A 25,173-nucleotide genomic window follows, 5' to 3' on the forward strand; every position below is an offset into this window, starting at 1 on the left:
CCATCCCTTTGTTTTCCCGCAATTCCGGACGCCTTTCGCGCCGTTTTGAGGATTGCTTCAGGACAGGATTTGAAAAGACATGTCTGAGATCGTCTATGATGCGCTGGTGATCGGCTCCGGCGCGGCGGGTTCCTTTGCGGTAAAGGAACTGACGGCACAGGGACTGCAGGTGCTGCTGCTCGAGGCCGGCCCGGCCGTCGGGCCGAAGGATTTCGATCCCGCGCGCAAGAAGGCGCCGGCAAGCAGCATCAATATCTGGGAGCGCGCGCGGGCCACCCTCAAGGGCCAGCCGATCCAGGCGCGCGCAGCCTTTTTCACCGAGCGCTTCAGCCACTTCTTCGTCAACGACCGCAAGAATCCCTATACGACGCCGAAGGGCGAACCCTTTCTTTGGATCCGCGGCCGCCAGGGCGGCGGGCGGCTCCACAGTTTCGGCCGGGTGCTGCTGCGCTGGACCGACGACGATTTCAAGATCCGCTCGCGCGCCGGAAAGGGCGTGGACTGGCCGGTCTCCTATGACGAGCTGGTTCCTTTTTACGACGAGGTAGAGGCCTATCTCGGGCTCTACGGCAACAAGGACAACGTGGCCACGCTGCCGGACGGCATCTATGCGAAGCCGGCAAGCCTGACGCCCGCCGAACAGATCTTCAAGCAGGCGGTCGAAAACCGCTGGCCGGAAAGGCACGTCGTCTCCTGGCGCTACATTGCGCCCGACGCCGACCGGATGCCGCGACCGCTGCGAGAAGCAAAGGCGACCGGCCAGTTGACCGTCCGCTACGACGCCGTCGTTCGCCGCATCACCACGGATGAGAAGACCGGCCGCGCCACCGGCGCGGAATACATCGATCGCAACACGGGCGCGGTATTGACGGCGCGCGCCGCGACGGTGGTGCTTTCGGCCTCGCCGATCGAGAGCGTGCGGCTGCTGTTGAATTCGGCTTCGGCGAAACATCCGGATGGGCTCGGCAACAGCTCGGGGGCCCTCGGTCGCTATTTCATGGACCAACTGCCGTGCCTCGCCTTCGGCTCCTTTTCGAAGGCGAAGGGTTGGGCGCCCGACGACTCCGCGCCGACCGACCCGTTCTACAATCCGTCCGGCGGGATCTTCATTCCCCGCTTCGAAGAGGGCGATGCCGCCCGCGGCGATTTCGACTACCAGGGAAGCGTCGGGCGCGCGCCGGTCTTCGGGGACAGAGATGCGCGTCTCGCATTCTTCGGTTTCGGCCGCATGCTGCCCTATGCCGACAACCGCATCACGCTCGATGTCAGGCGTAGGGATGCCTGGAACATCCCCGTGCCGCATATCCGCTGCGTCATGCAGGAGGAGGAGCAGGCGCTGCTCAGAAAGCAGGAAGAAACGCTGATCGCCATGATCAAGGAGGTCGGCGGCGACCTCGAATTCATCGGCTCGCCCACCGGCCTCAAGGAAATGGGCAAGGGCGCCTTTCCCGAAGCCGACGCCTTCAGCCGCTTCATGTTCCGCAAATGGTTCCGCAAGACCATGTGCATGGGCGCTGCAATCCATGAGACGGGCGGCGCGCGTATGGGCGAAAACCGGCAAGCTTCTGTGCTCAATCCCTACAACCAGGTCTGGGATTCCCCGAACCTCATCGTCACCGACGCCAGCGCCTTCCCCGGCAGCGGCATCGCCGGCACCACGCTCACCGTCATGGCCCTGACGATCCGCGCCTGCCGAAATCTTGTCGACCAGTACCGGACAGGACGGCTGTAGCCGCGCTTGGAACGAGGGACCCGGGTAAACCGTTTCAGCCTTCGATCAGTGGTCGTCATATAAACTTCGCACTGACGTGCTCCTGTCAACAAAAGCAGGAAGGGAAACCCATGTCGCAAACACATCAGGACCAGCTCAACCGCATAAAGGCCGAGATTGCCGACAGCTTCGATGAAGAGCTGGAAATGCAGATGGAGGAAGACCGGCTGGATGATCTGGTCGCCGAAGGAATGTCGGAACCGGCCGAGCAGACGATCGAGCGAAAGACCTACTTCCGCGAACTTTTCCGGCTGCAGCATGAACTGGTGCGATTGCAGGATTGGGTTCAGCATAAGAAGCTGAAGGTGGTGGTGCTGTTTGAAGGCCGGGATTCGGCTGGCAAGGGAGGCGCGATCAAGCGCGTAACCCAGCGGCTCAATCCGCGCGTTTGCCGGACGGTCGCGCTGCCCGCGCCCACCGAGCGGGAACGTCATCAATGGTATTTCCAGCGTTATGTCCCGCATCTTCCGACCGCCGGCGAAATGGTGCTCTTCGACCGAAGCTGGTACAATCGCGCCGGTGTCGAGCGCGTCATGGGGTTCTGCACCCCTGATGAACTCGAGGAGTTTTTCCGCTCGGTGCCTGAATTCGAACGGATGCTCGTCCGTTCCGGCATCGTGCTGATCAAGTACTGGTTTTCGATCACCGACGAGGAGCAGGAATTCCGCTTCAAGATGCGCATCCACGATCCGCTGAAGCAATGGAAGCTCTCACCGATGGATATGGAAAGCCGTGTCCATTGGGAGGAATACACCAAAGCCAAAGAAGAAATGCTGGTACGGACACACACGGAGGACGCACCCTGGTGGGTGGTACAGGCGGTGGACAAGAAACGCGCGCGTTTGAACTGCATTGCCCATCTTCTCGATCAGATCCCTTATGAGGACGTTCCGAAACCGGAGATCCAGTTGCCGGACCGCATCCGTCACGCTGATTACAACAGGGCGCCAGTTCCGACTGAAATGCTCGTGCCGGAGCGCTATTGACGGCGTAGCCGCAAAGGCGGCCCTAACTCGGAATCGATTTAGGGGTTGCTACGCTACGCCACGGAAGAGCGTGGCATAGCGTCGGATCGCCGGCGACCTTCAGGCGGCGACGTCAGCGATGCGGTTCAATTCCGAGACGGCGTCATCCGGCAGCACGAGTCCGGCGGCGGCGAGGTTCTCCCTGAGATGGCCGACGGACGACGTGCCTGGGATCAGCAGGATGTTTTCCGCGCGACGCAGCAGCCAGGCGAGCGCCACCTGCATAGGCGTGGCATTGAGTCGTGCGGCGACATCGGACAGGGTGGAAGATTGGAGCGGACTGAACCCGCCGAGCGGGAAGAATGGTACATAGGCAATGCCGTCGCGCGCGAGGTTGTCGATCAGGGCGTCGTCGGCCCGATGCGCCAGATTGTACTGGTTCTGCACGCAGACGATCTCGGTGATCCCACGCCCTTCGGTGATCTGCTTGGATGTGACGTTGCTCAGCCCGACGTGACGCACCAGGCCTTGCCGCTGAAGATCGGCCAGCACCGTCAGCGGTGCTTCGATCGACCCTTCGGCCGGGCCGTGCACGTTGAACATGATCCTCAGATTGACGACATCAAGCACATCGAGGCCGAGATTGCGGAGGTTGTCGTGTACTGCCTCCGTCAGCTCTTCGCGCGAGAAGGCCGGAATCCACGATCCATCCGCGCCGCGTCGGGCGCCGATCTTGGTGACGATAACGAGATCGTCGCGATAGGGATGCAGCGCCTCGCGGATGATCTGGTTGGTGACGTGCGGGCCATAGAAGTCGCTGGTATCGATGTGGTTTACGCCGCTCGCGATCGCCTCTCGCAGCACAGCCAAGGCCGCGCCATGATCTCTGGGCGGGCCAAACACGCCAGGTCCGGCAAGCTGCATGGCGCCATAGCCGAGCCGCTTCACGCTGCGGCCGCCGAGGTTGAACGTGCCGGACTGATCGGTAATGGACATGATCTAATTCCTTTCAAGAGATGACGCCAAGATAGGCCCCAAGATAAGCCCAAGATAAGCATGGTTGGCGCGTGTGAAAATTGGCTATAATCAGCACAGGCTGTGCGGAGTGGCGAACAGTGAAAGCAGATCTGGGTGATCTCAATGCCTTCGTTGCCGTGGCGCGTGCCGGGGGTTTTCGCGAGGGCGCGCGCATCAGCGGCAGCAGCGCCTCCTTCCTCAGCGAAGCGGTGCGTCGCCTCGAGGCCCAGCTCGGCGTCAGGCTCCTCAACCGGACGACACGCAGCGTTGTCCCGACCGAAGCGGGCAAGGGCTTGCTGGAGCGGCTCGGCCCTGCTTTGAGCGAGGTGGAGTCTGCCCTCGACGTCGTCAACGGATTTCGCGACAGGCCGGCCGGTGCGTTGCGCCTCAATGTGCCGGTCAGCGCGGCGCGGCTGGTGCTGCCCGCCATCGTTCCACCGTTCCTCGCCGCCTATCCCGATATTCGGCTGGAGGTGATAACCGACGAGAGCTTTGTCGACGTGATCGCGGCCGGCTGCGACGCCGGCATCCGCTATGATGAGCGGCTGGAGCAGGACATGATCGCGATACCGATCGGGCCACGCGTCCAGCGCTTTGCCATTGCAGCCTCCCCCAATTACCTCGATCGCCGTGGCCGGCCGCAACATCCGAGCGAGCTGCTTGGCCATGCCTGTCTGTTGGGTCGCTTTTCCAGTGGTGCGATGACGGCTCCGTGGGAGTTTGAGCGCGATGGTGAGATCGTGCGGGTCGATCCGACGGGCCCGCTGATCGTGCGGGTCGGCGGAGCGACCGACTTGGCCGTCGATGCAGCGATATCGGGAACAGGGATCGTCTGCCTCTTCGAGGACTGGTTGCGCCCGCATCTCGACAGCGGCGTGCTCGAGCCCATCCTCGAACCGTGGTGGCAGCGCTTCTCGGGGCCATTCCTCTACTATCCCGGACGGCGTCTGGTGCCGGCGCCGCTCCGTGCGTTCATCGATTTCGTCAAGGCATCAGCCAATCAGGCTTGATGTTTTTCGGCCAGAGGGAACGTCGTTGAGCGCTTCTATGCGTTAGAGTGTGACCTCGGCATTGTCGCCCATGTCAGGTTTGCTGTTCGAGACCGCGGCGGCGGCCATCTTGATATAACTGATGATCGTGCCCGGGCTGTCCCAATATTCGGCCGAAGACGGGGTCATCTTGAGGATGCGGATGGAAGGATCGTCGGGATTATCCCACCAGGCCTTTGCCGGCGTCGCCCACAATTCCCTGATCTTCTCCCGGTCGTTCTGCACCTCGGCCGTCCCCGATACGGAAACATATTTCTGTCCCTTGGTGTCGGCAAAGGCCAGGCACACGTTTGGCCAGCGGGCGATCTCATCGTCCTTGTGACTGCTGACATCCGTCAGAAAATAGATCGCATTCTCGATCTGCGCGGTATAGGCGGACATCGGGCGCGCTTTGAGATCGTCGCCGCTGCGGGTCGTCAGCATGCAAAACCCGATCTTGTCGATCAACTCCCATACCCGCGTCGCATCGTCATGCTCTGTCATCGTCATCTCCATCTGTGCAAAAGACGAAGGAACCATCTGCCGAGGCCGATGTTCCGAATGGGCGGTCTATTCAGCCAATTCCCTGAAGGTGATAGAATAACGCAGGCGATCGACGGGCGGGATGGAATGTTCCCAGAGCGTTCTTGAAGCGCCAGCCATGAGATAGGCCGAGCCGGGTTCAAGGACGAGCGATCGCCGCTGCCATTTGGCACCGTCACGCCGCCTGAGTCTGAAGGTGCAAGACGAGAGCAAGGAGACACCGACGACCCGGCCGAAGACCGATTTGTCCTTGTGCCAGCCGATCGGAGCACCCGGGCCATACTCGGTGACCAGCGCTTGCACGAGCGCATCGGGCTCGATGCCGGCGAAGCGCGCCACCACTTCGCGAGTGGGAAGCAGCACCGACGGCATCGCATCGGCTCTTCTGACACGCTGGCTGTCGAAGTCGTATTTCCAGCCGAAGGAAACCGTCCTGCGCTTGCCCTCAAACCCATGAAAGTCGAAGGCTTTGAAGGCAAGGGTCGGCATTGCCTCCAGAACCGTGCGCTGAAGATCCGGACGAACGATGTCAGCAGAATATCGGAACCCCTCAGGGAGCGCCCCGTCGGCCGCACGAAAGAGATCCTCCTGCACGATGATGCTCACTGCGCTCGTGCCTCAATGGACGCTTGGGGTTTTCATGACCATCGCGAAGTCTTCGGCGACCAGTTCGCTGACGGCGATGAGGATTTCCTCCCGGGAAAAGCCCGATGTCAGAGCGCGCTGGATCAGATCCTGCAGATCCGGGTCCACCACATCGCGGCAATCCTCGAGGCGTTCCTCGGAAACGGTGAGGCTATTGAGTTCGTCCATTGTCTGTCCTTTCGGGGAATGTACCCACTGAAGTCCGGCAAAAGCCGGTTGGGAATGGGTTGCTAGCGGGAAGTGGCGACCCGCTTCGGCCCGGCAAGCAGGCCTTCACGCTGCATCTTCTTTCGTGCAGCCTTGCGCTGACGGCTGATCGCCTGCGCCTTTTCCCTGACGCGCCGTTCGGACGGCTTTTCATAAGTGCGCCGTTCCTTCATTTCACGGAACAGTCCTTCGCGCTGCATTTTCTTTTTCAAGACCCTGAGCGCTTGATCGACATTATTGTCTCTGACGAGTACCTGCATTTCAAGTTCTCCTTGTTTGGGTGGTGCGACGATCGCCGCTCAGCCGAGCTGCTCGGCGATCAGAGCCCGCAATTCGCGGCGGGTGAGAAGGCAGGGAAACGGCTTCCAGCTCCCAGCAACGCGGCGGACAGCCTCGTCATTCTCACGCGGTCTCGCCGCCGCAACCGCGGTGGCTGTATTTATGTGGTTCAAAAAGAAATCCTTTGCCGATCTAGGCCGGCGTCATCGATTGTTTGTGGGATTGCCCGTCACGCAGCCATAACGGCGCGTACGGATGTACAAGCGTTTCAATCATGGGCCAGCAACGGCTTAGATTTCCGCTTGATCGGGTATTTCCGCAACATAGGTATCGGCGGGTAAAATTGCAACGGATGGCCCGGGTGGCATGGCGCAGGCATCGCTAATCGCCTTTAGATATACTCAGTGCCGTTTTATTCAAGTTAATCGGGTATAGATTTTGTCAAATTTTCTTCAATTTGGCTTGAAAGTGACATTGATCCGCCGAAATGGAAGCAACGGGGGAGATTGGTTTCGAAATTAACCTTCTGTTAAGTAGGCCATTGACTTGTAGTATTAATGGGTTGTTAAAGGAGCCGCTCGCTGAGGTCAAAATTGACCCGCCAATAAACAATTTGAGGAGAGAGCTATGGCTTCGCCGATACATGCAACTGATGATAGTGCAACATTTAAAGAAACCGACGTTATTTCCGGAAATCTGCTTTCCAACGATTCCTCCGACAACGGCCACCTGTTCCTGCGCGCCTTCGATGGCGCGAGCGTTGGCGCCAAGGCCGGCAACAGCCAGGTCACCGAGATCCAGGGCGACTACGGCACCTTCTTCGTCAAGCCCGATGGCAGCTACACCTATGTCCTGAGCGACGCTGCCAAGATCGGCTTCACCAATGGTGAACTGCTTCAGGAGAAGGTTTCCTACAAGATCTCCGACGGCAGCGGTCATACCGATGTCGGCCTGTTCACGCTGAACATCCAGGGCGTAACCCAGGTAAAGCCTATTGCTGTCGACGACCACTACAGCTTCACCGAGGGCGACGCCATCGGCGGCAACGTTCTGGACAACGACATTGCCGGCGACAACGGCAAGCTCTTCCTTCGTCAGTTCGACGGCACGAACGTCAGCGCCAAGAGCGGCCTCGACGCTGTTACCGACATCGTCGGCGACCATGGCGTTTTCCACGTCAAGCCGAATGGCGAATTCACCTACACGCTGACGGAAGACCTGGCTGCCGGCCAGAACGTCACGGAAACCGTCCAGTACTACAAGATCTCCGATGGCCAAGGCCACACGGATGCTGGCGTTCTGACGCTCAACATCACGGGCACCGACGCTCATCTTGCTTGATCAGCAGCAATAAATCGGTGAAACACAACGCCCGCCGCGCAATCGGCGGGCGTCTTCGTGTATCCGCTTGTCACATCAGCCGGTCTGCAATGCGGCATAATACTTTTTAGCTAGTTCTTATAAATGCCGGCGTGGCGTAGTCTCGATGTTCGGAGGACACGACGTTGACCGAACACATCGAACCCAGGCAGATCGAAACAGACGATCTGACGAAAGTCTGGTCCGTGACGGAGTTTTGTGGGCGTCACCATATAGATGCCGAGGAACAAGCGCTGCTGCTCAAACTTTTCGGGCCGTTCGCGACCGCCTCCGAGCTGATCCACAATGCCAAGCGCGCCCCAAGATTTAGATAGGGGGCGCTCGACCTAGTGGCCTGCTTGGGACGCCTGTGGGCTCCGACTCGCGACGCTAGGCTTGCTTTCCGGCCACCTCACGTCCGGCACGTATCACTGCGCCTGTGGTGATATCGAACTTCTTGTAAACGTCATCGATTTTGCCGGATGATCCGAATTCATGCATGCCGACGAATACGCCGTCCAAGCCGAGATAGCGATCCCAGGAATCCTGCACGGCTGCTTCGACGGCGACCCTGGCTCGGCTGTCGCCCAGCACCGATTTCTTATAGGCGGCATCCTGCTTCTCGAACAGCAGCCTGCACGGCATCGAAACCACGGCCGTGCGAATACCCTCGTCCTGCAGCACCGAGCGGGCTTCGACCGCCAGATGCAGTTCCGAGCCGGAGGCAAGGATCGTCAGTTGCCGCTCGCCGCCTTCAGCTTCCTGGAGAACGTAGGCTCCCCTTGCCGAGCGGTTCTCGTCGGACGGGTCGCGGCGTAAAAGCGGCATTGGCTGGCGGGACAGAGCAATCAGTGCTGCCTGCCGCGGCGCATCCATGACCGCCTCCCAGCACTCGGCCGTTTCGATCGGATCGCCCGGGCGATAGACGGCGAGCCGAGGAATGGCGCGCAATGCGCTCAGATGTTCGATCGGCTGATGTGTCGGCCCGTCCTCGCCCAATCCGATCGAGTCATGTGTCATCACGAAGATCGAACGCACCTCCATTATCGCCGCGAGCCGGATCGCCGGGCGGCAATAGTCGGAAAATGTCAGGAACGTGCCGCCATAGGGAATAAGCCCCCCATGCAGCGCCAAGCCGTTCATCGCTGCCGCCATGCCGTGCTCGCGGACACCATAGTGGAGATAGGATCCGCCATATTCGCCGGGCTTGATCTCGACCTGGCTCTTGGCCTTGGTGTTGTTCGAAGGCGTCAGATCCGCCGAGCCGCCAAGAAGCTCGGGGATCGCATCGAAGAGATGGTTGAGCACGATGCCACTCGCCTGGCGGGTGGCGAGATCCTTTTCGGAGTCCGACAGTTCCCGCTTTGCCGCAGCAATGGCGGCGCGCCAGCCGGATGGAAGCTCTCCTTTTATCCGCCGCTCGAAATCGTCTCGCTTACCCGGCGAAGCAGTCTGGACGCGGACCGCCCAGGCCATCCGCGCCGACTGCCCTTTCGCGCCGATCTTTCGCCAGTCGCTCAGAAGCGTTTCCGGTATTTCGAAGGGCGGCGACGTCCAGCCGAGGATCTTGCGGGCGCCGGCGATCTCGTCTTCGCCGGGTGCGTCGCTATGGGCCTTCTGCGTTCCCGCCCTGGTCGGGAAACCGAAGCCGATGATGGTTTTGCAGGCAATCATAGACGGCCGATCGGTCACCTTCTGCGCTTCGATGATTGCGGCGCGGATCGCATCGGTATCGTGACCGTCGATTTGCTGGACGTGCCAGTTCGCCGCGCGGAAACGCGCCGGGTGGTCGTCGGATTCAGCAAGGCTGGTCGCACCGTCGATCGAGATCGAGTTGTCGTCCCAGAAGGCGATGAGTTTTCCGAGTTTCAGATGTCCGGCAAGCGATATCGCCTCGTGGCTGATGCCTTCCATCAGGCAGCCGTCACCCAGAAAGACGTAGGTGTGGTGATTGACCAGGTTGTCGCCGAACGAGGCGTTCATAATCCGCTCGCCGAGTGCGAGACCGACAGAATTTGCAATCCCCTGCCCCAACGGACCGGTCGTCGTTTCGATGCCGGCGGCATGGCGATATTCGGGGTGACCCGCGGTGCGGCTGTCGATCTGCCGGAAGCGTTTGATCTCTTCGATGGTCATGTCCTTGTAGCCCGTCAGGTAAAGCAGGCTGTAGAGCAGCATCGAGCCGTGACCGTTGGAAATGACGAAGCGATCGCGATCGAACCAATATGGATCGGCTGCATCGAACTTCAGAAACTCGGAGAAAAGCACCGCAGCGATATCGGCCATGCCCATCGGCATGCCGGGATGACCGCTCTTTGCCTGTTGAACCGCGTCCATGGAGAGGAAACGAATGCAGTCGGCGAGATCCCGGAGGCGCTGATCCTTGGGAGCTGGGAATGTCTTCGGAGCTTGTGGGGTGTCCGGCATTGGGAGAAACTCCTCGCGATACGTAGATTGTGAAGGCAGAGACCGTCTGCCTCGTTATCTCGTTCACCGTGGTGCTGAGAGCTCGCCACGGCGAATTTGATGGGTCCAGTTGAACCTAGTGCGGAGTTTCCAGTTGTGGATACCAACCGCGCAAGGAAAGACCGATTTCCGGGACCTGATCGTGTCGAGCCCCTCAATGACCTCGCAGGTCAAGGCAATATTCCTGAATTGCTCCTCACTGTTTGCACAAAATCTGCAATCCGGTCGGGCATCTCCATGCCATGAGCAAGAACGACATTCCGCCCCGCATCACACCGCCCGCTGTGCCGGACCGCCTCCGCAATGACGGATGGTGGCTGACAGAGACGGGTCGGCCTCGAGGGACTCCTTTCGAGGAGATCTCCGTAAGCATGCTCATCGTGACCGAAGGGCGGCATTTACGAGAGGACCAGCAATGGACACTACCAACATTCTGACAGCACCGATGCCCATCAGGCGCTATCCCGGCCGAATAGCCGTACTGCTTGGCCTCGTGGCGCTGGCAGATTTTCTGATCTTTGGTGAGATGCCCGGGATAAACCTTTTCTTTTTTGCGCTCGCCATCTGCGCCGGCATTCTGCTCCCGGCCATGAAGGGGCTATCGCCTTCGACGGCGGCTCTCTTGCTGGGCTTGTCGCTCCTGGCTTCGGCACCTCTGCTCGAAACACCGTCAGTAATGGGCTTTGCCCTTTGCCTCAGCGCGCTGATGTCTGTGGCTCTCGTCAGCGGCAAGCTCATGCCTCGCAGCCTCAACGGCCTGCCTTTGGTGTTTTCCCGTTTCGCGCTCGTCATTCCCTTGCGGCTTGCCGAGGATGTCGGGAAATATCTTGCGACACCGGCGAAACGTTCCTCCCTCACCGAAGTCCGGCGGAGCGCCGGCCTCTGGGTCATGCCGCTCATTCTCGCATCGGTGTTCTTGCTCCTCTTTGCAGCGGCAAATCCCGTCATCGAGGTCACGCTGCGCAGCATCCGCTTCGACGTTCTGCTGCAGTTCCTCGATCCCTGGCGGATCGGCTTCTGGATAATGACAGCCGCTGTGGTCTGGGCTTTGCTGCGGCCACGCCTGAAGCGTCGATTTGCGAGGCTGCAAGCCGAAAGGGCGTTCATGATCGTGCCGACCAAAAATTCGCCGCTCGGCCATGCCTCGCTGTTGCGCTCGCTGCTTCTCTTCAATGCGCTCTTTGCCGTGCAGACGGTTCTCGATCTCGTCTATCTCTGGGGCGGCGCGGATTTGCCCGATCACATGAGCCACGCCGAATATGCTCATCGCGGCGCGTATCCGCTGATTGCGACAGCGCTTCTCGCTGCCGGTTTCGTGCTGCTTGCCATGCGACCCGACGGCCCCGGCGATAAAAGCTCGCTGATCCGCCGCTTCGTCTATGCCTGGATCGGCCAGAACATCCTTCTCTGCCTGTCTTCGATGCTGCGGCTCGAGCTTTACGTCGAGGCCTATTCGCTGACCGAATTGCGTGTCGCCGCCGGTCTCTGGATGGGCATCGTCGCCATCGGCCTTGCCTTGATCCTGCTGCGTATCGTGCTCAACCGGTCCAACGAGTGGCTGATCGCCACCAACCTCGCCTCCCTGATCGCGGTCCTCTACATCAGCGCCTTCATCGATTTCCCGGCTGTGATCGCCCGCTTCAATGTCGCCCACAGCCAGGAAATTAGCCAGGAAGGTCTGCCGCTCGACCTCAATTATCTCTCCTCGCTCGGTCCTTCCGTCATTCCGGCCCTCGATCTCTATCTCCTCAAGCTTCCGGATCAGCTGATCGACCAGATGTACGAAGCGCAAAGAGCACGGTATTCCCTCGCCGTGGATTTCGAGCGGCGCCCGAGCGACTGGCGGAGCTGGACTTTCCGGTCTGCACGACTGGATAACTATCTCCGGTCTTCCATTGCAAGATAGAACGAGAACGATAACAACAGGCACGACAACCAAACGCAGGACTGGTGGATGGCACCTCGCATTCTCGTCGTCGATGACGAACCTCACATCCGTGACGTGATCTGCTTCGCGCTCGAGCGCGCCGGCCTCGCGTGGTTGGCCGCCAGCAGCGGCACTGAAGCAATGACCGCCTTCCGCCGCGGCGGCATCGATCTCATCATCCTCGATATCGGCATGCCCGACATGGATGGTCTGGAAGTCTGCCGTCAGATCCGCAGGACGTCGGCATTGCCGATCCTGTTCCTTTCGGCGCGTGACGAGGAGATCGACAGGGTACTGGGTCTCGAAATCGGCGGAGACGATTATGTCACCAAACCGTTCAGCCCGCGCGAACTCGTGGCGAGGATCAAGGCGATTTTGAAGCGTAGCGGCAATGAAGCGGGGCCTGAAAGACGCCACGCCACCCTCGTCGCCGGTGAGCTCAGCCTGGATCGGCGCGGCAGGACGGTCATGTTTGGCGAGAGCACCATCGCAATGACAGCGCTCGAATTCGCAATCCTGGACGCATTGTTGTCACGCCCTGATATGGTTTTCAGTCGCGAGCAACTGATGGAAGCGGCCTATGGCGCCGGTACCTATGTTGCTGACCGGACGATCGACAGCCATATCCGCAATATCCGGGCCAAGTTCCTGGCGGCCGGCGGCCAGGGGATCATCGCAACCGTTCACGGTATCGGCTTCAAGCTCGGCATCGAAAGCGGGAGGAAGGCCTGATGCCGGCGCCGAAAGTCAGGACGAAATGGCGGCCGACGCTGGCGCTGATCGTCTATGTCGTGCTTCTCGCGGTTATGGCATTGCCGATCCTGATCGTCATCTGGTTTCGTGCCGTGGAGGCGAGTTCGAACCGGATGGCGCCGGCGGAAATCGGCGCCCTCGCCGTCGTCTTCATCCTGACGCTTGGCGTTGCCTATGTGCTGACGCGCACCATCACTGGGCCTATCGACGCTTTGATCGCTCGGACCGAAGAGATCGCCCGCGGCGGCAAGGGAGCAATCCGGCCGCTGGAAAGCTATGGAACGCGCGAGATCGCCGTCCTGTCGCAAAGCTTCCTCGATCTCGCCGGAAAAATGGTCGATCGCACCGAATATGTCCGCTCCTTTGCCGCCCATATCTCCCACGAGCTGAGATCGCCGCTGACGGCCATCCGGGGTGCCGCCGAACTTTTGCGTGACGATGACGTAGAGAGGCCCATGACGAAGGTGCAGCGTTTGCGCTTTCTCGACAACATCGTCGCCGACGCCGACCGGCTCGATGCATTGTTGCAGCGGTTGCGGGAACTTGCGCAGGCGGAAACGCCCGTGGCCGAGGGCAAAAGCAGCGTGACGGACATCTTATCCTCGCTGCGCGGGCGATTTCCCGCTCTCGATATTTCCAGCGCAGGCGATACAGAAATATCGGTTGCCCTTCCTCAGGAAGCCGCCGGCATCGTCTTTGCCAATCTTGCCGAAAACGCTCTTCAGCACGGCGCCACGCTCTTGGAACTCAGAGTATCGGCCGACGCCCGAACAGTCATCATTCTCGTCCGTGACGACGGCACCGGTATTTCCGACGCAAATCGTCAAAGGATCTTTCAGCCGTTCTTCTCAACCCGCCGCGAGCAGGGCGGTACCGGCATGGGCCTCGGTATCGTCCGCGCCATGCTGAGCTCCCATGGCGGTACGATCCGCCTGCTGCAGATGACCGGCGCCGGTGCCGAGTTCGAGATCACCATACCCGTGCAAATTATATCTGGCTGAGGTCGCGCCGAAGCGATGTGCGGCGGAACTGACTGCGCTTCTTGACGGGGAGCCGCAACTTGTCTTCGAGGCCACTTCACGGAATATCAGGCCCCGCGCTGCCCTGAGGGATCAGTTTCCAGGCTCTATCGCCGTCAATGCAGCCTGCGCGATGACATCGGCAATGCGTTTGGATAGCGCCGGGTCGGAAGCCGCGCGGGCGAGGGTCACACCGCCACTGAGCATGGCGAGCAGCAAGATCGCCTGATCTTCCCGGCGCCTTTTGGATTGACCCGGTATCTCACCCTCCGGCAAGCCGACAGCAACTTCATCGATGAGACGTTTGAGCTCTGTCGTATAGGCGCTTCGTGTTTCATCGTCTGCGCGCATGACGTCGGGGGAAAGGCTCGGCAGAGCGCAGCTCTCGCCCAGATCGCAGGTTCTTTTATAGCCGAGATAGTAGCCGACGAATGTCGTTAGCCAGTCTTTCGGTTCACTGGCCTTTAGCGCCGCAATTCCTTGCCGCAGCTCTTCGAGGCCCGTCAGCACGGCGGTGCGAAAGGCTTCGCCCTTGGACTTGAAATGTCCATAGAAGGCACCGTTGGTCACGCCAGCCGCCTTGGTCAATGCATCGATACCCGCACCGCCATAGCCTTCCTTTCTGAAAACCTGTCCAGCCGCCGCAATGACGCGCGTTCGGGTCTCCTGCTTGTGTTCGGCACTGTATCGCATGAATATCCTTTGTAAGAGTGATCACTCTTTATGCCTTGCTAAGAGAGTGATCGATGTGTACGTATAAAGAGTGATCGGTATATATCAAAAGCGGTCACGGTTCAAACAGGGAGATATACGATGCCTATCACACTCACCGTGCCTGAAGGCCTGCTTTCGCAGGAGGCTCAGGCCCAAGCCTTTGCCGGATTGACGGAGGCAGTGCTCGATGCCGCCGGCTTGACCGGCAATGACTTCATGACAGCCAATATTATCGGTACGATCAACGTGCTGCCGCGGGAGCATGTGCTTGCGGCGGGAGAGCCGGTCGCTGCAGCATTCGTCGAGCTCAAGCTGCCCGAGATAGCGCTGGTGAGCGCTGAAGCAAGACAGTCCTTCTTCGAAAAAGCGGCCGATGTCATCGAACGGGCCGCCGAGGGCCGGCTCAAGCGCGAACACATATGGTCGAACATCGTCTACGCACCTGAAGGGGCCTGGGGTATCGCCGGCCGCAGCTACAACAACGCCGATCTCGTCGGCGCCGTCCAGGGTGCGGTTGCCGCCTCGTAACGATCGCTGCGTACGCTCGGAAATCTCAGACTTGACGCAATGCCGGGCCGGCGACACCAAGGCGTCGCGGTCCGGCGCCTTGACGGAGCCAGCCATGCAGCTTGCCAACTATCTGTTCTTTTCCACCGGTTGCGAAGAGGCGCTCGCCTTCTATGCCGAATGCGGGCTTGGCCGGATCACGCAATTGAAGCGCCACGGCGCTGACGGGATGTCCGTTGCCAGCGAAGCCATGCGGGGCAAGGTGATGCACGCTCGTTTCGAAGGACCTGGTATTCTGTTCTTCGCCTCAGACAATCACGATGCCGAGCCGATGCGAGGCTCCGCCCATATCGTGATCACGGACGACCGCGACAGTACCGACAGGCTCTTCGCTCGGCTAGTCCAAGGCGGCAAAATCACGACGCCACTGGCCGTCCAGCCATGGGGGAGCTACTACGGCAAGCTCACCGATCGTTTTGGCGTCCAGTGGATGCTCGATTGCCTAGAGCATGATGCCGAAAAGCGTGAGCGGTTTTCGGACGCCATCCTGCTCTAAGCCTCGCCCCGACCAAGCGGCCGCGAGCACCCTCCCCCAATCTCGCGTCCGCGTCTCAGCGCGTCGTATAACCGCCGTCGATAACCAGCACTTCGCCGGTGACATAACTTGCCGCCGCCGAGCAGAGGAACAATGCGGCACCCGCCACCTCCTCCGGCTGCCCGACGCGTCCCATCGGGGTCATGTTGCGCCAGGTCGGGAACCAGTCGGGATTGTCGATGCCGCCGCGCGACAAATCGGTCTCGATATAGCCGGGGGCGATGGCGTTGACGCGGATGTTTTCAGCGGCAACCTCGCTGGCCAGGCTCTTGGTCATCATGTGGACCGCTGCCTTGGAGGTGTTGTAGGCGACCTGGTTCTGCGGGATATTGGACACGATGCCCGACATCGAGCCGATATTGAGAATGACGCCGCCGCCCTGGCGCCGCATGGGTGCGAGTGCGGCACGGCAGGCGCGGAAGACGGCGTCGACATTGACGGTCATGATCTCGCGCCAGATGGCATCGGAAAACTCGCCGCTGTCGCCATGAATGGCGATGCCGGCATTGTTGACGAGGATGTCGAGCCGTCCTGTTCGTGAAAGGGTTTCAGCGACGAGTTCGTCGGCAGCACTTTCCTTCATGAGGTCGGCGGCGATGAAATCGCAATCGACGCCTGCCTTGGAGAGCTGGCCTTCCGCCGCTGTATTGCGGGTTCGTCCCGTGATGAGGACTTTGGCGCCCGCCTCGCCGAGCGCCTCGGCGATCGCAAGCCCGATGCCGCGCGTGCCGCCGGTCACCAATGCCACCTGTCCGTTCAGGCGAAATCTGTCGAAGATCATGGCCGTTTCCTCTTGAGTAGGCGTTCCGCGATTGTTGAAGGCGATCGCACTTTCGTCAGATGTCGGCGCTTTGCGGCAGAATGACAAGATCGCGGATTGTGATGTTGCGTGGGCGCGTCAGCATGAAGAGCACGGCTTCGGCCACTTCGTTCGCCTCCATCAGGCCGCCCGCGGCGAGCGCCTCATCCAGCTTCTCCTGCGGCCAGTCGCTGAGAAGGGCGGTGACCACGGGGCCTGGAGCGACGGCGCCGACGCGCAAGCCATGCTTGGCCACCTGCCGCCTCAGCGTATGGACGAATGCCTGGACGGCATGTTTCGAGGCCGTGTAGATCGGCTCCCAGACGACTGGGATCATGCCGGCAACGGAACTTGTCAGGATGATATCCCCGGTCTTGCGCTCGACCATGTGCGGCAGAACGGCATGCACCGAACGGAATGCGGCGTTGATGTTCAGATTGAGCATCCGGTCCCAGGCATCCGGATCGCCGCCCAGCACCTCGCCGCCGATATACGAGCCGGCATTGGCGTGGAAGATGTCCAGCTGGCCGGCTTTCTCCAGAATCTCAGGCATCATTCCTGCGACGCTTTTTGGATCGATGAGATCGATGACCAAGGGGATGGCGTTGGCGTCGAGTTTCGAGCAGATTTCCCGCAACGCTTCCTCGTTACGGTCGACCAGCACCACCCGAACGCCCGCGGCAAGCAAAGCCTTGGCGCATTCCAGGCCGATACCCGACGCTGCTCCGGTGACGGCCGCGACTTTTCCAGACAGATCCTGTCCCATTTTCTTCCTCTGTTTTCTCGGTTGCTTTAGGCTCGGCCGTGCGAAATTCGCGATCGGCGTGCCAGCGAGTCGACGATGACGGCGACGGCAAGGACAGCGCCGGTGATCATGTATCGAAGTGACGATGACAGATCGAGAAGCGTCAGCCCGCTTGCGATCGACTGAATGACGATGATGCCGAGAAGGGCTGAATAGGCACTGCCGCGCCCGCCAAACAGGCTCGTGCCGCCGATAACTGCTGCGGCGATGGCATTGAGATTGACGTCGCCCGTGCCGGCCTGCTGACTTGCCGTCGCCAGCCGCGCTGCGGAGAGCACGCCGCCGGTTGCCGCAAGCAGGGCGCACATGACGAAAGCGCTCGTATAGATGCGAGAGACGTTGATGCCGGAACGACGGGCGGCCTCCCTGTTGCCGCCGACGGCATGCATCGAGCGTCCCCATTTGGTGCGTGTCAGCGCATAATTCATCGCGGCGGTGAGCCCGACGAAAAGCCCAAACATCCACGGAATGCCGCGCGACTGGTTGAGATAAAACGCGACAGCTTCAAGAGCCAGTGTGATGATGACGGCGCGCAGAAGCAGCCCGCGAGCCGATTTCGCCGACAGGCCGGCGGCCCGCCGGCGCGCCGAGGTGCGGTAGCTGGCGAAGAAGTAGGCAATTCCGGCAAGTGCCACCAGCAGATAGGCGACCGGGTCCGGCATGACCATGATCTGGCCGAAACTCACCAGCCAGGAACCATAGGGAAGATTGATCGAGCCGGTCGCTCCGAGGATATAAAGCTGCAGGCCGAGAACAGCGAGCAGCCCCGATAGCGTCGACACGAAGCTCGGCATGCCGAAGCGGTTGAAGAGAAACGCGTAGAGCGAGCCGATCAGGGCGCCGACTATCATCGCGGCGAGAATAGCCAAGACCACCGGCCAGCCCTGGTTGACCCAGAAGACGCCGACCAGTGCCGAGGCGAAGCCGCTGACGGAGCCGACGGACAGATCGATCTCACCCACCATCAGGATGCAGACGATACCAAGCGAGATGACGCCGACCGTCGAGCAGTCGAACAGCATGTTGACGAGGTTGCTGCTGGAGAGAAACACCGGATTGAGCGCCTGGAACACCGTCCAGATGATCGCCAGGCCGACAATGACCGGCAGCGAACCGAGATCGCCAGAGCGGATGCGATCCCCAAAGGCGCGGATCGAGCCGGCAAGGCTATCGTCATGGTGCACTCTTTCGTCACTTCGGTCGAGGAGTGCCGGTGCTGCCGGTTCATTCTGGATGGTCTTCATCATGGCCTGCCCTCCTCGTTCTGTTGGCTTTGCGCCTTGCGGCGCATCGCGCGGCGGGAGACGGAATTGTTGGAAGCGCCGGTGATGGCGCTGACAAGCTGTTCGTTGGATGCGTCAGGCGGCATGGTGCCGTTGTTGCGGCCGAGCCGAAGGACGACAATACGGTCCGCGACGGCACGAACGTCCTCCATATTGTGGCTGATCATGATGACGGCGAGGCCGCGCTCCCGAACGCGCTCGATGAGGTCAAGCACCTCGGCGGTCTGGGCAACGCCAAGTGCAGCTGTGGGTTCGTCGAGCATGATCAGTTTCGGCTCGAGCAGCAGCGATCGAGCGATCGCGACCGTCTGGCGCTGTCCGCCGGAGAGTGAGGCGACGGGTTCGCGCACGCTCGGAATGCGGGCGGAAAGCTCGGTCAAGAGCTTCCAGGCGGCGATCTCCATCGCGACCTCATCGAGCTGAAACGGACTGAGCTCCTTGCCGAGAAAGATATTCGCGACGACGTCAAGATTTTCGCAAAGCGCCAAATCCTGGAAGACGGTGGCGATGCCGAGGTCGAGAGCCGCGCTCGGGCTCGACAGGTTGACCGGTTTGTCTTCGAAGAAGATCGCACCCGAGCTTGGCTGGTGCACGCCGGCCAGGATCTTGACCAGCGTCGATTTGCCGGCGCCGTTGTCACCCACCAGCGCCACGACCTCGCCGGCATACACGTCGAGTTCGATATCGGTGAGCGCCGACACCGCCCCGAAATTCTTCGATATTCTCCGCAGACTGAGGACAGGCCGACGGGTAGGGTCAGGAATATGAGAGGTTTCAGACATCGCCTGGCCTTTCGAAAAAGCGAAAATCGGAAGCGCGACCGGTGGCCCGGCCGCGCTTTCCCTTGGCTCGATTACTTCGTGATGCCGAGCTTCTTGCAACCGTCGGCATAGCGGCCGGTGCACAGCTCCTCGGCAGTGTTGATCTTCTTGTCGATGATCTCCGCCTTTAGGTTTTCGGCGGTCACGACAGCCGGTACGAAGAGCTGTGCGGGCGTGTCGTAAAGCGTCATTTCTGCCTTCGGCGTTTCTCCGGCCAGGAGCTTCACGGCGACGTCGGCAGCGGCGGCGGCGACGATTTCGCTCGGCTTGGAGATCGTATTGTACTGATCCCCTGCTATGATCAGCTGCAGCGCGGCGATCGTCGCATCATTGCCGGTCACCGGCGGCACGGGATCGACACCCGCGGCCTTGAAGGCTGCGATGGCGCCGCCACCGGTGCCGTCATTGGCGGCGACCACGCCGACGATCTGTTTGCCGAAACGGGTGATCTGGCCGCCGGCCCATTGCTGGGCGTTGGCGGGCTGCCAGTTGGGCGTGTCGAATTCGGCAAGCGTCTTGTATCCACCGCTCGCCAGACCCTCGTGAATACCGTCCTTGATCAACCCGGCAGCCGCATCGGTCGGCGAGCCGTTGATCTGCAGGATGCCCCCGCCGTCGGTCGGCACGTTCTCAGCCTTCAGATGCTGGACGAGCGATTCCGCGATTGCCTTGCCGATCGCCTTGTTATCGAAGGACACGTAGAAATCGGCCTTGCCCTTCGGGATAGGACGGTCATAGGCAATGACCTTGACGCCCTGGCTCTGTGCGAGCTGGACGAGCGATGCGGCGGCCGCCGAATCCACCGGGTCCAGCACGATGACCTTGGCGCCTTGCGTGATGGCCGAATTGAACTGTTGCTGCTGTTTTGCAATATCGGCATCGGCGTTTTGATAGAGAACCTTGCACGACGCGCAAAGCTTCTTCATTTCCGCGACGAAGCCCGGGTGATCGTGCTCCTCGTAGCGGGTCGAGCCCTGGTCGGGCATGAGGAATGCCACTGTCGCATCCGAAACGGCCGTTTGCGCAAAGGCGGAAGTACCGCCCAGCAAAGACAGGACAAATACCGCGGCGCCTGCCGCCTGTGTTGAGAATTTCATCATTTCCATCTCCTCCCGTTGAAATAATTGTGTAGGTTCGTGATTGCACTGTTTTCGCTGTGGCCGTTCGGCTGGATGAACGGTCGCGCCTGTCCCGGTGGTTTGACGTTTTTGAGGACAAGCATCTCCGGTCGCGAGCCGCTCATCGCGTGCCCGCGTTCAAGTCAGTGTCAGTTTTCGTTCCTCCTCCTCCTCGTCCTCCCTCGTCCTTTGGACGTGCTCGTTCGGCTCCTCTAGGCCGCCTTTGCCACGTTGATATTGTCACCCAACAACCGCCGGAAACGGGAAGGCGTCATGCCTTTTTCCGCGAGAAACTGCCGGTTGAAGTTGGACAGATTGTTGAAGCCGACCTCGAAGCAGATATCGGTGATCGATGCGTGGTCATCGCTCATCAGGATCTGGCAGGCGAGATTGATGCGCAGGCGTTTCACATACTGTACCAGCGACATGCCGGTATGGCGGCGAAACGCGCGCGAAAAGGCGCCGGTCGACTGTTCGGCGATCGCCGCGAGATCCGCTTCGTCGAAGGATTTCGTCAGGTTCTCCCTGATATAGGCGAGCGCCTTGTTGATGCCGGCCGACATGTAGCCCGATGGATCCGGCAGATAGTTCGGGCTGGCGAGAAGCTGGGAATCCTGCGCCCGGCTGAGCAGGCCGACGATCATCATGAAGAGCTCGATGCGACGCACACCATGGGCCTGCTGCACCTCGTTCATCAGAGGCGCAACCTGCCGGCTCGTGTCGGCGCCGAAGAGCACGCCGCGGCGGCAGGCTTCAAGAACTGGATCGAACGGGCCAAGTTCGGCCAGCACCTTCATCGTGTCGCTGATAAAATTCTCGCTGAACTGGATGAGCTGACATCGAAGCGGAATGCTCGATCCTTTCGGGACATCGCTGATCCAGTTATGGGGAAGATTAGGCCCGGCAAGCACAAGGTTGCCAGGCTCGAACTCGCCGATGAAGTCGCCGACGAAATAGCGTCCCGTTGTCGCCACGACGAGATGCAGTTCGTATTCCGGGTGAAAATGCCAACGAACCGTATGATAGGGATAGCCATGCGCCTTCGTTGCGAAAGATTCGCCTGGCCTGATCTGAATGACTTCCAAGTCAGGTTCCATTGTTTCCTCCTCCGAGGACGGTTCGAAGCCCGCCAGCCAAATTCCCTTTTTGGCTTTATTGTTGAAGCGGAGTGTAATGGGCTCGTGTCACGCCCGCCACCACGATTCCCGGTCAAAACCGATACTTTTTTGACAATTGACGCTGCGCAGCCGTCGTAAAGACGACAGCAATCCGCATTTGCACATTGCCCGGGGCCGGCCTCAAGCGGCCAAGGCTGCAATGACGTTTCTGACCAGCGCAGAAGAGGACAGCCGGCTCGTGGCGCAGCTCGGGGCACCGATTGCGCCAACACGCACGGAAACGCCGCCACGCGCATTGGCGATCGCAAACATCGACTCGTCGGTCAGATCATCGCCGATAGTAATCGGGGAGCGGTTCTTGAACGGGTCGGACTGAAAAAACCGCTCCAGCGCATCGCCCTTGCTTGATCGTGCCGGACGCAGCTCGAATACCATCTTACCGAGTTGCAATGCCCAGTTCGGGCCGGCGAGCTCCGCATAATGATGCATCCGGTCTTCGAGCACCTTTTCATATTCAGGCGCGAGCCGGTAATGGGCGGCAACGGCCGCGCCCTTGTCCTCGATCAAGACGCCAGGATAGTGCTCGGCTTCCGCGGTCAGGGCACGCTTCAGCGCCTGAAACTCAGCTGTCGCCTCGATCGTCTGCATGCCGGCGGCGTTCCTGATTTCTGCGCCGTGCAGGCCTGCTGTCGGAAATGCAAAGGGTTTGAACAGCGCGTCTGCATAGGCAAGCGATCGTCCGGTGACCAATGCCAAGGCACCGCCGAGCTTGTTCGACAGCCTATGAAGTTGTCCAGGAAGCTCCTCCGGCACCTCGATCGCATCCGGTGTAGGCGCAAGGTTGAGCAGCGTCCCGTCGATATCGAGAAACATCGCCCAGTGGTCCGGTTCCTCCAAGACCATTGAAAGCATTTCCTGAGTAGCGGTGTCGTCCTGCACGGCATTCTCCAAACTCTGCAATTATTGAAGCTAGGTCGCTAGTCGACGGGGACAAGGTGGCCTTTCAGACTCCGGAACATACAAGGCTGGTCCGCGTTGTATCTCGCCGCCCGTTCGAGCACTCGCGCCGTAGAAGGTACATTGATGGCCAAAAGCAGTTCCGATCCCCGTGATCAGGTCAATGCCCCGCTGGCACATGGCGCTTTAAATCTGCCATTGGTGACGATCGACGACTACAACAACGAACTGCGTGACAAGGATGGTTTCGTTGGCGACAACGCAAATAAAAAGACGTTCCAACAGAAGCTCGACGATTGGAGAAAACGCATCCGCAAGGTCGGAGACGACCCAATAGGCAAGACCGCGACGGAGAAACTCTCCAAGAAAAAAATCGACGCCCTTTTGAAGGGCGATGATTTGGCGGCGGCGGCGTTGGTCATGGGAGCAGTGGAGGATTTTGCGCAAGACTTTGCCGATGTGATCGGCAAGTTTCTGAAGGATAAACGTTGGGGAAAGACAGAACGCATCGTCGTTGGCGGCGGCTTCCGTCGGAGCCACTTTGGCGAACTAACTATCGCCAGGACGATGGTCATTCTCAAAGCGGCCGGGGTCGACGTCGAAGTCGTGCCGATCGTTCACCACCCCGATGAGGCCGGACTGATCGGCGCGGTCCACCTGATGCCGCGCTGGATGTTCAAAGGTCACGAGGCGATCCTCGCCGTCGATATCGGCGGCACGAATGTTCGCGCTGGCGTTGTTAAATTCGGAAAGGACGACGTGCCAAATTTTGGGGATGCAAGCGTCTGGGAATCCGCCATCTGGCGTCATGCCGACGACGAGCCGAGCCGCACCGCGACCGTCGAGAAGCTGGCCGCAATGTTAGAGGATCAAATCGGCAAGGCCGAGAAAGCCAATCTGAAGCCTGCGCCAATCATCGGCATAGCATGTCCCGGCATCATCAAAGCCGACGGCTCGATCGAACGCGGCGGACAGAACCTGCCCGGCGGAAACTGGGAGAGCGACAGCTTCAACCTTCCCGCCGCACTGATGAAGGCTATTCCTGAGATCGGCGACGACAGCACATTCGTGATGATGCACAACGACGCCGTCGTGCAGGGATTGTCGCAGATCCCTTTTATGAACGACGTGTCGAGATGGGCAGTGCTTACCATCGGCACGGGATTGGGCAACGCGCATTTTACCAATCGCGAGGGAACGAAGGCGCGTTAGTGGAATCCTTGCGCCGCGCAACCCTGCTGTCAAGGAACGCACGAGCGACCGCGATGCGGGCTCGGCCGGCGCCGTGGAGGATTATGGTAAATAGCAGGTAAACAAGAAGGAATTCCCTAGGCGGAAGCGAACTGGTCGATAAGTTCCGTTAGGAAAGATTGCCGCTTTGCGAGACATGGAGTGGGATCTGATCAATCGGGCTAGCGGCAGAACGTGTGCGACAACGGCACCTGCCGATCATACCCGCCGAGACCTGATTCGCCTAGCATGCGCTGTTGTGATCTTTGCGGTTGATGACGCATCGGGATGTCGTCAACCCTGTTCGTGCTCAACTGCCGGCATGTGATTGGACCGGTGGCAGCGGCTTGGCCTGACGATTGATCGGATCTCGGACATACGACCCCCAACTTCCTTAACGGCACCTGCCCCCTCAGCATTCCGCCGACTTAGATCGGCAAGAACATTCAGGCTGCACGCCCCCTCCCCGATGGCGCGCAGCAACAGCGCTGTCCTGGAGTAACACCCACACCGGCAGCTCGGAACTCCGATGCCGCATGATCGGAGACAGCGCCGGTTCGCCGGTGTCGGCAAAGATGTGGCCTTTCGCATGGCAGGCGGCACCTGCGCGGCGCTCTTCGATCTTTGCGCGCAGAAGAGATCCGAGACGGCGAGCGCCGCCGCCGAAGACTGCATTTCAGAGCGGCGCTTGAAAGATGGAGGTCTCCTCCCCTTTCTCGCCTCGCATCGGAAAAGATGGTGATAACGTCGACGGATGGTTCTCGGCAGATCCAAATTGCGCTTAACCTTTGCGCCTTCACGCAATCGATGCGCAGACGAAAGATGGATCATGAACTTCAAGGGAATAAGCGCTCCGCTCAATGCTGGTCGTCTCGAACAGATGCTCGGCCTTGCCCAGTCACGCCGCGATCCTGAAACACAGGACGGAAATGACAAGTCTTCCGGCAATGAACCCGTCCATGGGCTGGAAACCGAAAACTTGCACCATTCGTCCGCTTATAAATGATGATCCGGTAACGACGCTGAGTCGCATCGAAGATGTGCTGCGATACTTTATTATTGGCTTTGATGGATTCGGACACGACCGCCATTGTCAGCTGACAACTCAGCTAAGATTCCGAAATTCCAGATGATTTTTTTGTCGAATCCGGTTTGTTATCCATTGGCTAACCAAGAAATCGCTTGACGGAATCGGCAGACTCACGATCATTTGCGCAAAATGACCCGATTTATCAGGATTTGCGTGA

Annotated in this window: 26 protein-coding genes; 12 read left to right on the forward strand and 14 right to left on the reverse strand. The window is 60.0% G+C overall.

The annotated features are described in order from the left end of the window. Positions 1 to 79: 79 nt before the first annotated feature. Together N2600_RS33160 and ppk2 are read left to right on the forward strand one after the other, a co-directional pair. Positions 80 to 1,732: a GMC oxidoreductase gene (locus tag N2600_RS33160; protein WP_260299746.1), complete on the forward strand. Its 1,653-nt coding sequence runs from the start codon at positions 80 to 82 to the stop codon at positions 1,730 to 1,732. A gap of 110 nt (positions 1,733 to 1,842) precedes the next feature. Further along, complete coding sequence (gene ppk2 / locus N2600_RS33165) at positions 1,843 to 2,757, forward strand: polyphosphate kinase 2 (RefSeq protein ID WP_260299747.1); 915 nt, start codon at positions 1,843 to 1,845, stop codon at positions 2,755 to 2,757. A gap of 99 nt (positions 2,758 to 2,856) precedes the next feature. Here the strand turns inward: ppk2 and N2600_RS33170 are convergent, their stop codons facing one another. Beyond that, on the reverse strand, positions 2,857 to 3,732 hold the full coding sequence (locus tag N2600_RS33170; RefSeq protein WP_170255368.1) for an aldo/keto reductase family oxidoreductase: 876 nt from the start codon (positions 3,730 to 3,732) through the stop codon (positions 2,857 to 2,859). A 119-nt stretch (positions 3,733 to 3,851) separates the two neighbouring features. Here N2600_RS33170 and N2600_RS33175 point away from each other — a divergent pair, with 119 nt between their 5' ends. Next, entirely contained in the window at positions 3,852 to 4,763 is a 912-nt protein-coding gene (locus N2600_RS33175) for a LysR family transcriptional regulator (RefSeq protein WP_260299748.1), read from the forward strand. Positions 4,764 to 4,805: 42 nt separating this feature from the next. Here N2600_RS33175 and N2600_RS33180 read toward each other — a convergent pair whose 3' ends face one another. The 4 genes from N2600_RS33180 to rpsU all read right to left on the reverse strand — a co-directional run bounded on the left by N2600_RS33180 (position 4,806) and on the right by rpsU (position 6,436). Further along, positions 4,806 to 5,285 (reverse strand): pyridoxamine 5'-phosphate oxidase family protein, encoded by a 480-nt coding sequence (locus tag N2600_RS33180; RefSeq protein ID WP_170255370.1) that lies wholly within the window; start codon positions 5,283 to 5,285, stop codon positions 4,806 to 4,808. Between the two features lie 66 nt (positions 5,286 to 5,351). Beyond that, positions 5,352 to 5,930 carry an alpha-ketoglutarate-dependent dioxygenase AlkB gene (locus N2600_RS33185; RefSeq protein ID WP_260299749.1) on the reverse strand — a complete coding sequence of 193 codons (579 nt, stop codon included), beginning with the start codon at positions 5,928 to 5,930 and terminating at the stop codon, positions 5,352 to 5,354. 12 nt (positions 5,931 to 5,942) lie between these two features. Beyond that, positions 5,943 to 6,137 carry a hypothetical protein gene (locus tag N2600_RS33190; protein WP_017968820.1) on the reverse strand — a complete coding sequence of 65 codons (195 nt, stop codon included), beginning with the start codon at positions 6,135 to 6,137 and terminating at the stop codon, positions 5,943 to 5,945. A gap of 62 nt (positions 6,138 to 6,199) precedes the next feature. Beyond that, a complete protein-coding gene (rpsU, locus tag N2600_RS33195) occupies positions 6,200 to 6,436 on the reverse strand; it encodes a 30S ribosomal protein S21 (RefSeq protein WP_260299750.1) in 237 nt (78 codons plus the stop codon). Between the two features lie 646 nt (positions 6,437 to 7,082). Here rpsU and rapA2 point away from each other — a divergent pair. After that, a complete protein-coding gene (gene rapA2 / locus N2600_RS33200; protein ID WP_260299751.1) occupies positions 7,083 to 7,796 on the forward strand; it encodes a calcium-binding lectin RapA2 in 714 nt (237 codons plus the stop codon). Between the two features lie 164 nt (positions 7,797 to 7,960). Then, a complete protein-coding gene (locus tag N2600_RS33205) occupies positions 7,961 to 8,149 on the forward strand; it encodes a hypothetical protein (RefSeq protein ID WP_026154631.1) in 189 nt (62 codons plus the stop codon). A 55-nt stretch (positions 8,150 to 8,204) separates the two neighbouring features. Here the strand turns inward: N2600_RS33205 and tkt are convergent, their stop codons facing one another. Next, positions 8,205 to 10,241, reverse strand: coding sequence for a transketolase (tkt, locus tag N2600_RS33210; RefSeq protein ID WP_260299752.1), 2,037 nt, complete (start codon positions 10,239 to 10,241; stop codon positions 8,205 to 8,207). A 454-nt stretch (positions 10,242 to 10,695) separates the two neighbouring features. Between tkt and N2600_RS33215 the strand changes: the two genes are divergently transcribed. From N2600_RS33215 to N2600_RS33225, 3 genes are read left to right on the forward strand one after another with little or no spacing between them, the layout of a single operon-like run. Beyond that, positions 10,696 to 12,186 (forward strand): DUF4153 domain-containing protein, encoded by a 1,491-nt coding sequence (locus N2600_RS33215; RefSeq protein ID WP_260299753.1) that lies wholly within the window; start codon positions 10,696 to 10,698, stop codon positions 12,184 to 12,186. A gap of 48 nt (positions 12,187 to 12,234) precedes the next feature. After that, a complete protein-coding gene (locus N2600_RS33220) occupies positions 12,235 to 12,939 on the forward strand; it encodes a response regulator (RefSeq protein ID WP_260299754.1) in 705 nt (234 codons plus the stop codon). Then, complete coding sequence (locus N2600_RS33225; RefSeq protein ID WP_260299755.1) at positions 12,939 to 13,961, forward strand: sensor histidine kinase; 1,023 nt, start codon at positions 12,939 to 12,941, stop codon at positions 13,959 to 13,961. The genes N2600_RS33220 and N2600_RS33225 overlap by 1 nt, the downstream gene beginning before the upstream one ends. Positions 13,962 to 14,072: 111 nt before the next feature. On the opposite strand, the gene N2600_RS33230 is transcribed toward N2600_RS33225, so the two are convergent. Further along, positions 14,073 to 14,672, reverse strand: coding sequence for a TetR/AcrR family transcriptional regulator (locus tag N2600_RS33230; protein WP_170259957.1), 600 nt, complete (start codon positions 14,670 to 14,672; stop codon positions 14,073 to 14,075). Positions 14,673 to 14,792: 120 nt separating this feature from the next. Between N2600_RS33230 and N2600_RS33235 the strand changes: the two genes are divergently transcribed. Together N2600_RS33235 and N2600_RS33240 are read left to right on the forward strand one after the other, a co-directional pair. Beyond that, positions 14,793 to 15,221 carry a Tautomerase enzyme gene (locus N2600_RS33235; protein WP_260299756.1) on the forward strand — a complete coding sequence of 143 codons (429 nt, stop codon included), beginning with the start codon at positions 14,793 to 14,795 and terminating at the stop codon, positions 15,219 to 15,221. 94 nt (positions 15,222 to 15,315) lie between these two features. Beyond that, on the forward strand, positions 15,316 to 15,756 hold the full coding sequence (locus tag N2600_RS33240; RefSeq protein WP_222384937.1) for a VOC family protein: 441 nt from the start codon (positions 15,316 to 15,318) through the stop codon (positions 15,754 to 15,756). A gap of 55 nt (positions 15,757 to 15,811) precedes the next feature. Here the strand turns inward: N2600_RS33240 and N2600_RS33245 are convergent, their stop codons facing one another. From N2600_RS33245 to otsB, 7 genes are all read right to left on the reverse strand, one after another. After that, the gene (locus tag N2600_RS33245) at positions 15,812 to 16,576 is read right to left on the reverse strand and encodes an SDR family NAD(P)-dependent oxidoreductase (RefSeq protein WP_222384938.1); all 765 of its coding nucleotides are present in this window, start codon (positions 16,574 to 16,576) and stop codon (positions 15,812 to 15,814) included. Between the two features lie 55 nt (positions 16,577 to 16,631). Next, entirely contained in the window at positions 16,632 to 17,360 is a 729-nt protein-coding gene (locus N2600_RS33250) for an SDR family oxidoreductase (RefSeq protein WP_260299757.1), read from the reverse strand. Between the two features lie 26 nt (positions 17,361 to 17,386). Next, on the reverse strand, positions 17,387 to 18,646 hold the full coding sequence (locus tag N2600_RS33255; RefSeq protein WP_260299758.1) for a sugar ABC transporter permease: 1,260 nt from the start codon (positions 18,644 to 18,646) through the stop codon (positions 17,387 to 17,389). Beyond that, a complete protein-coding gene (locus tag N2600_RS33260; RefSeq protein ID WP_260299759.1) occupies positions 18,643 to 19,464 on the reverse strand; it encodes an ATP-binding cassette domain-containing protein in 822 nt (273 codons plus the stop codon). The genes N2600_RS33255 and N2600_RS33260 overlap by 4 nt, the downstream gene beginning before the upstream one ends. A gap of 71 nt (positions 19,465 to 19,535) precedes the next feature. After that, entirely contained in the window at positions 19,536 to 20,609 is a 1,074-nt protein-coding gene (locus N2600_RS33265; protein WP_222384941.1) for an ABC transporter substrate-binding protein, read from the reverse strand. A gap of 224 nt (positions 20,610 to 20,833) precedes the next feature. After that, complete coding sequence (locus N2600_RS33270; protein WP_170277447.1) at positions 20,834 to 21,718, reverse strand: helix-turn-helix domain-containing protein; 885 nt, start codon at positions 21,716 to 21,718, stop codon at positions 20,834 to 20,836. Between the two features lie 201 nt (positions 21,719 to 21,919). Further along, a complete protein-coding gene (otsB, locus tag N2600_RS33275; RefSeq protein ID WP_170255378.1) occupies positions 21,920 to 22,699 on the reverse strand; it encodes a trehalose-phosphatase in 780 nt (259 codons plus the stop codon). Positions 22,700 to 22,822: 123 nt separating this feature from the next. On the opposite strand from otsB, the gene N2600_RS33280 reads away from it, so the two are divergent. Beyond that, positions 22,823 to 23,908: an ROK family protein gene (locus N2600_RS33280; RefSeq protein ID WP_260299760.1), complete on the forward strand. Its 1,086-nt coding sequence runs from the start codon at positions 22,823 to 22,825 to the stop codon at positions 23,906 to 23,908. An 847-nt stretch (positions 23,909 to 24,755) separates the two neighbouring features. Continuing rightward, complete coding sequence (locus N2600_RS33285) at positions 24,756 to 24,932, forward strand: hypothetical protein (RefSeq protein WP_260112086.1); 177 nt, start codon at positions 24,756 to 24,758, stop codon at positions 24,930 to 24,932. Positions 24,933 to 25,173: the final 241 nt, after the last annotated feature.

It is taken from the genome of Rhizobium sp. WSM1274 (genome assembly GCF_025200775.1).
Lineage (GTDB): Bacteria > Pseudomonadota > Alphaproteobacteria > Rhizobiales > Rhizobiaceae > Rhizobium > Rhizobium leguminosarum_I.

Bases quoted from the DNA above. Each gene is read 5' to 3' on its own strand.
- N2600_RS33160 (WP_260299746.1), top strand. From the start codon at position 80: ATGTCTGAGATCGTCTATGATGCGCTGGTGATCGGCTCCGGCGCGGCG.
- ppk2 (WP_260299747.1), top strand. From the start codon at position 1,843: ATGTCGCAAACACATCAGGACCAGCTCAACCGCATAAAGGCCGAGATT.
- N2600_RS33170 (WP_170255368.1), bottom strand. From the start codon at position 3,732: ATGTCCATTACCGATCAGTCCGGCACGTTCAACCTCGGCGGCCGCAGC.
- N2600_RS33180 (WP_170255370.1), bottom strand. From the start codon at position 5,285: ATGACAGAGCATGACGATGCGACGCGGGTATGGGAGTTGATCGACAAG.
- N2600_RS33190 (WP_017968820.1), bottom strand. From the start codon at position 6,137: ATGGACGAACTCAATAGCCTCACCGTTTCCGAGGAACGCCTCGAGGAT.
- rpsU (WP_260299750.1), bottom strand. From the start codon at position 6,436: ATGCAGGTACTCGTCAGAGACAATAATGTCGATCAAGCGCTCAGGGTC.
- rapA2 (WP_260299751.1), top strand. From the start codon at position 7,083: ATGGCTTCGCCGATACATGCAACTGATGATAGTGCAACATTTAAAGAA.
- tkt (WP_260299752.1), bottom strand. From the start codon at position 10,241: ATGCCGGACACCCCACAAGCTCCGAAGACATTCCCAGCTCCCAAGGAT.
- N2600_RS33215 (WP_260299753.1), top strand. From the start codon at position 10,696: ATGGACACTACCAACATTCTGACAGCACCGATGCCCATCAGGCGCTAT.
- N2600_RS33220 (WP_260299754.1), top strand. From the start codon at position 12,235: ATGGCACCTCGCATTCTCGTCGTCGATGACGAACCTCACATCCGTGAC.
- N2600_RS33225 (WP_260299755.1), top strand. From the start codon at position 12,939: ATGCCGGCGCCGAAAGTCAGGACGAAATGGCGGCCGACGCTGGCGCTG.
- N2600_RS33230 (WP_170259957.1), bottom strand. From the start codon at position 14,672: ATGCGATACAGTGCCGAACACAAGCAGGAGACCCGAACGCGCGTCATT.
- N2600_RS33235 (WP_260299756.1), top strand. From the start codon at position 14,793: ATGCCTATCACACTCACCGTGCCTGAAGGCCTGCTTTCGCAGGAGGCT.
- N2600_RS33240 (WP_222384937.1), top strand. From the start codon at position 15,316: ATGCAGCTTGCCAACTATCTGTTCTTTTCCACCGGTTGCGAAGAGGCG.
- N2600_RS33245 (WP_222384938.1), bottom strand. From the start codon at position 16,576: ATGATCTTCGACAGATTTCGCCTGAACGGACAGGTGGCATTGGTGACC.
- N2600_RS33250 (WP_260299757.1), bottom strand. From the start codon at position 17,360: ATGGGACAGGATCTGTCTGGAAAAGTCGCGGCCGTCACCGGAGCAGCG.
- N2600_RS33255 (WP_260299758.1), bottom strand. From the start codon at position 18,646: ATGATGAAGACCATCCAGAATGAACCGGCAGCACCGGCACTCCTCGAC.
- N2600_RS33260 (WP_260299759.1), bottom strand. From the start codon at position 19,464: ATGTCTGAAACCTCTCATATTCCTGACCCTACCCGTCGGCCTGTCCTC.
- N2600_RS33265 (WP_222384941.1), bottom strand. From the start codon at position 20,609: ATGGAAATGATGAAATTCTCAACACAGGCGGCAGGCGCCGCGGTATTT.
- N2600_RS33270 (WP_170277447.1), bottom strand. From the start codon at position 21,718: ATGGAACCTGACTTGGAAGTCATTCAGATCAGGCCAGGCGAATCTTTC.
- N2600_RS33280 (WP_260299760.1), top strand. From the start codon at position 22,823: ATGGCCAAAAGCAGTTCCGATCCCCGTGATCAGGTCAATGCCCCGCTG.
- N2600_RS33285 (WP_260112086.1), top strand. From the start codon at position 24,756: ATGAACTTCAAGGGAATAAGCGCTCCGCTCAATGCTGGTCGTCTCGAA.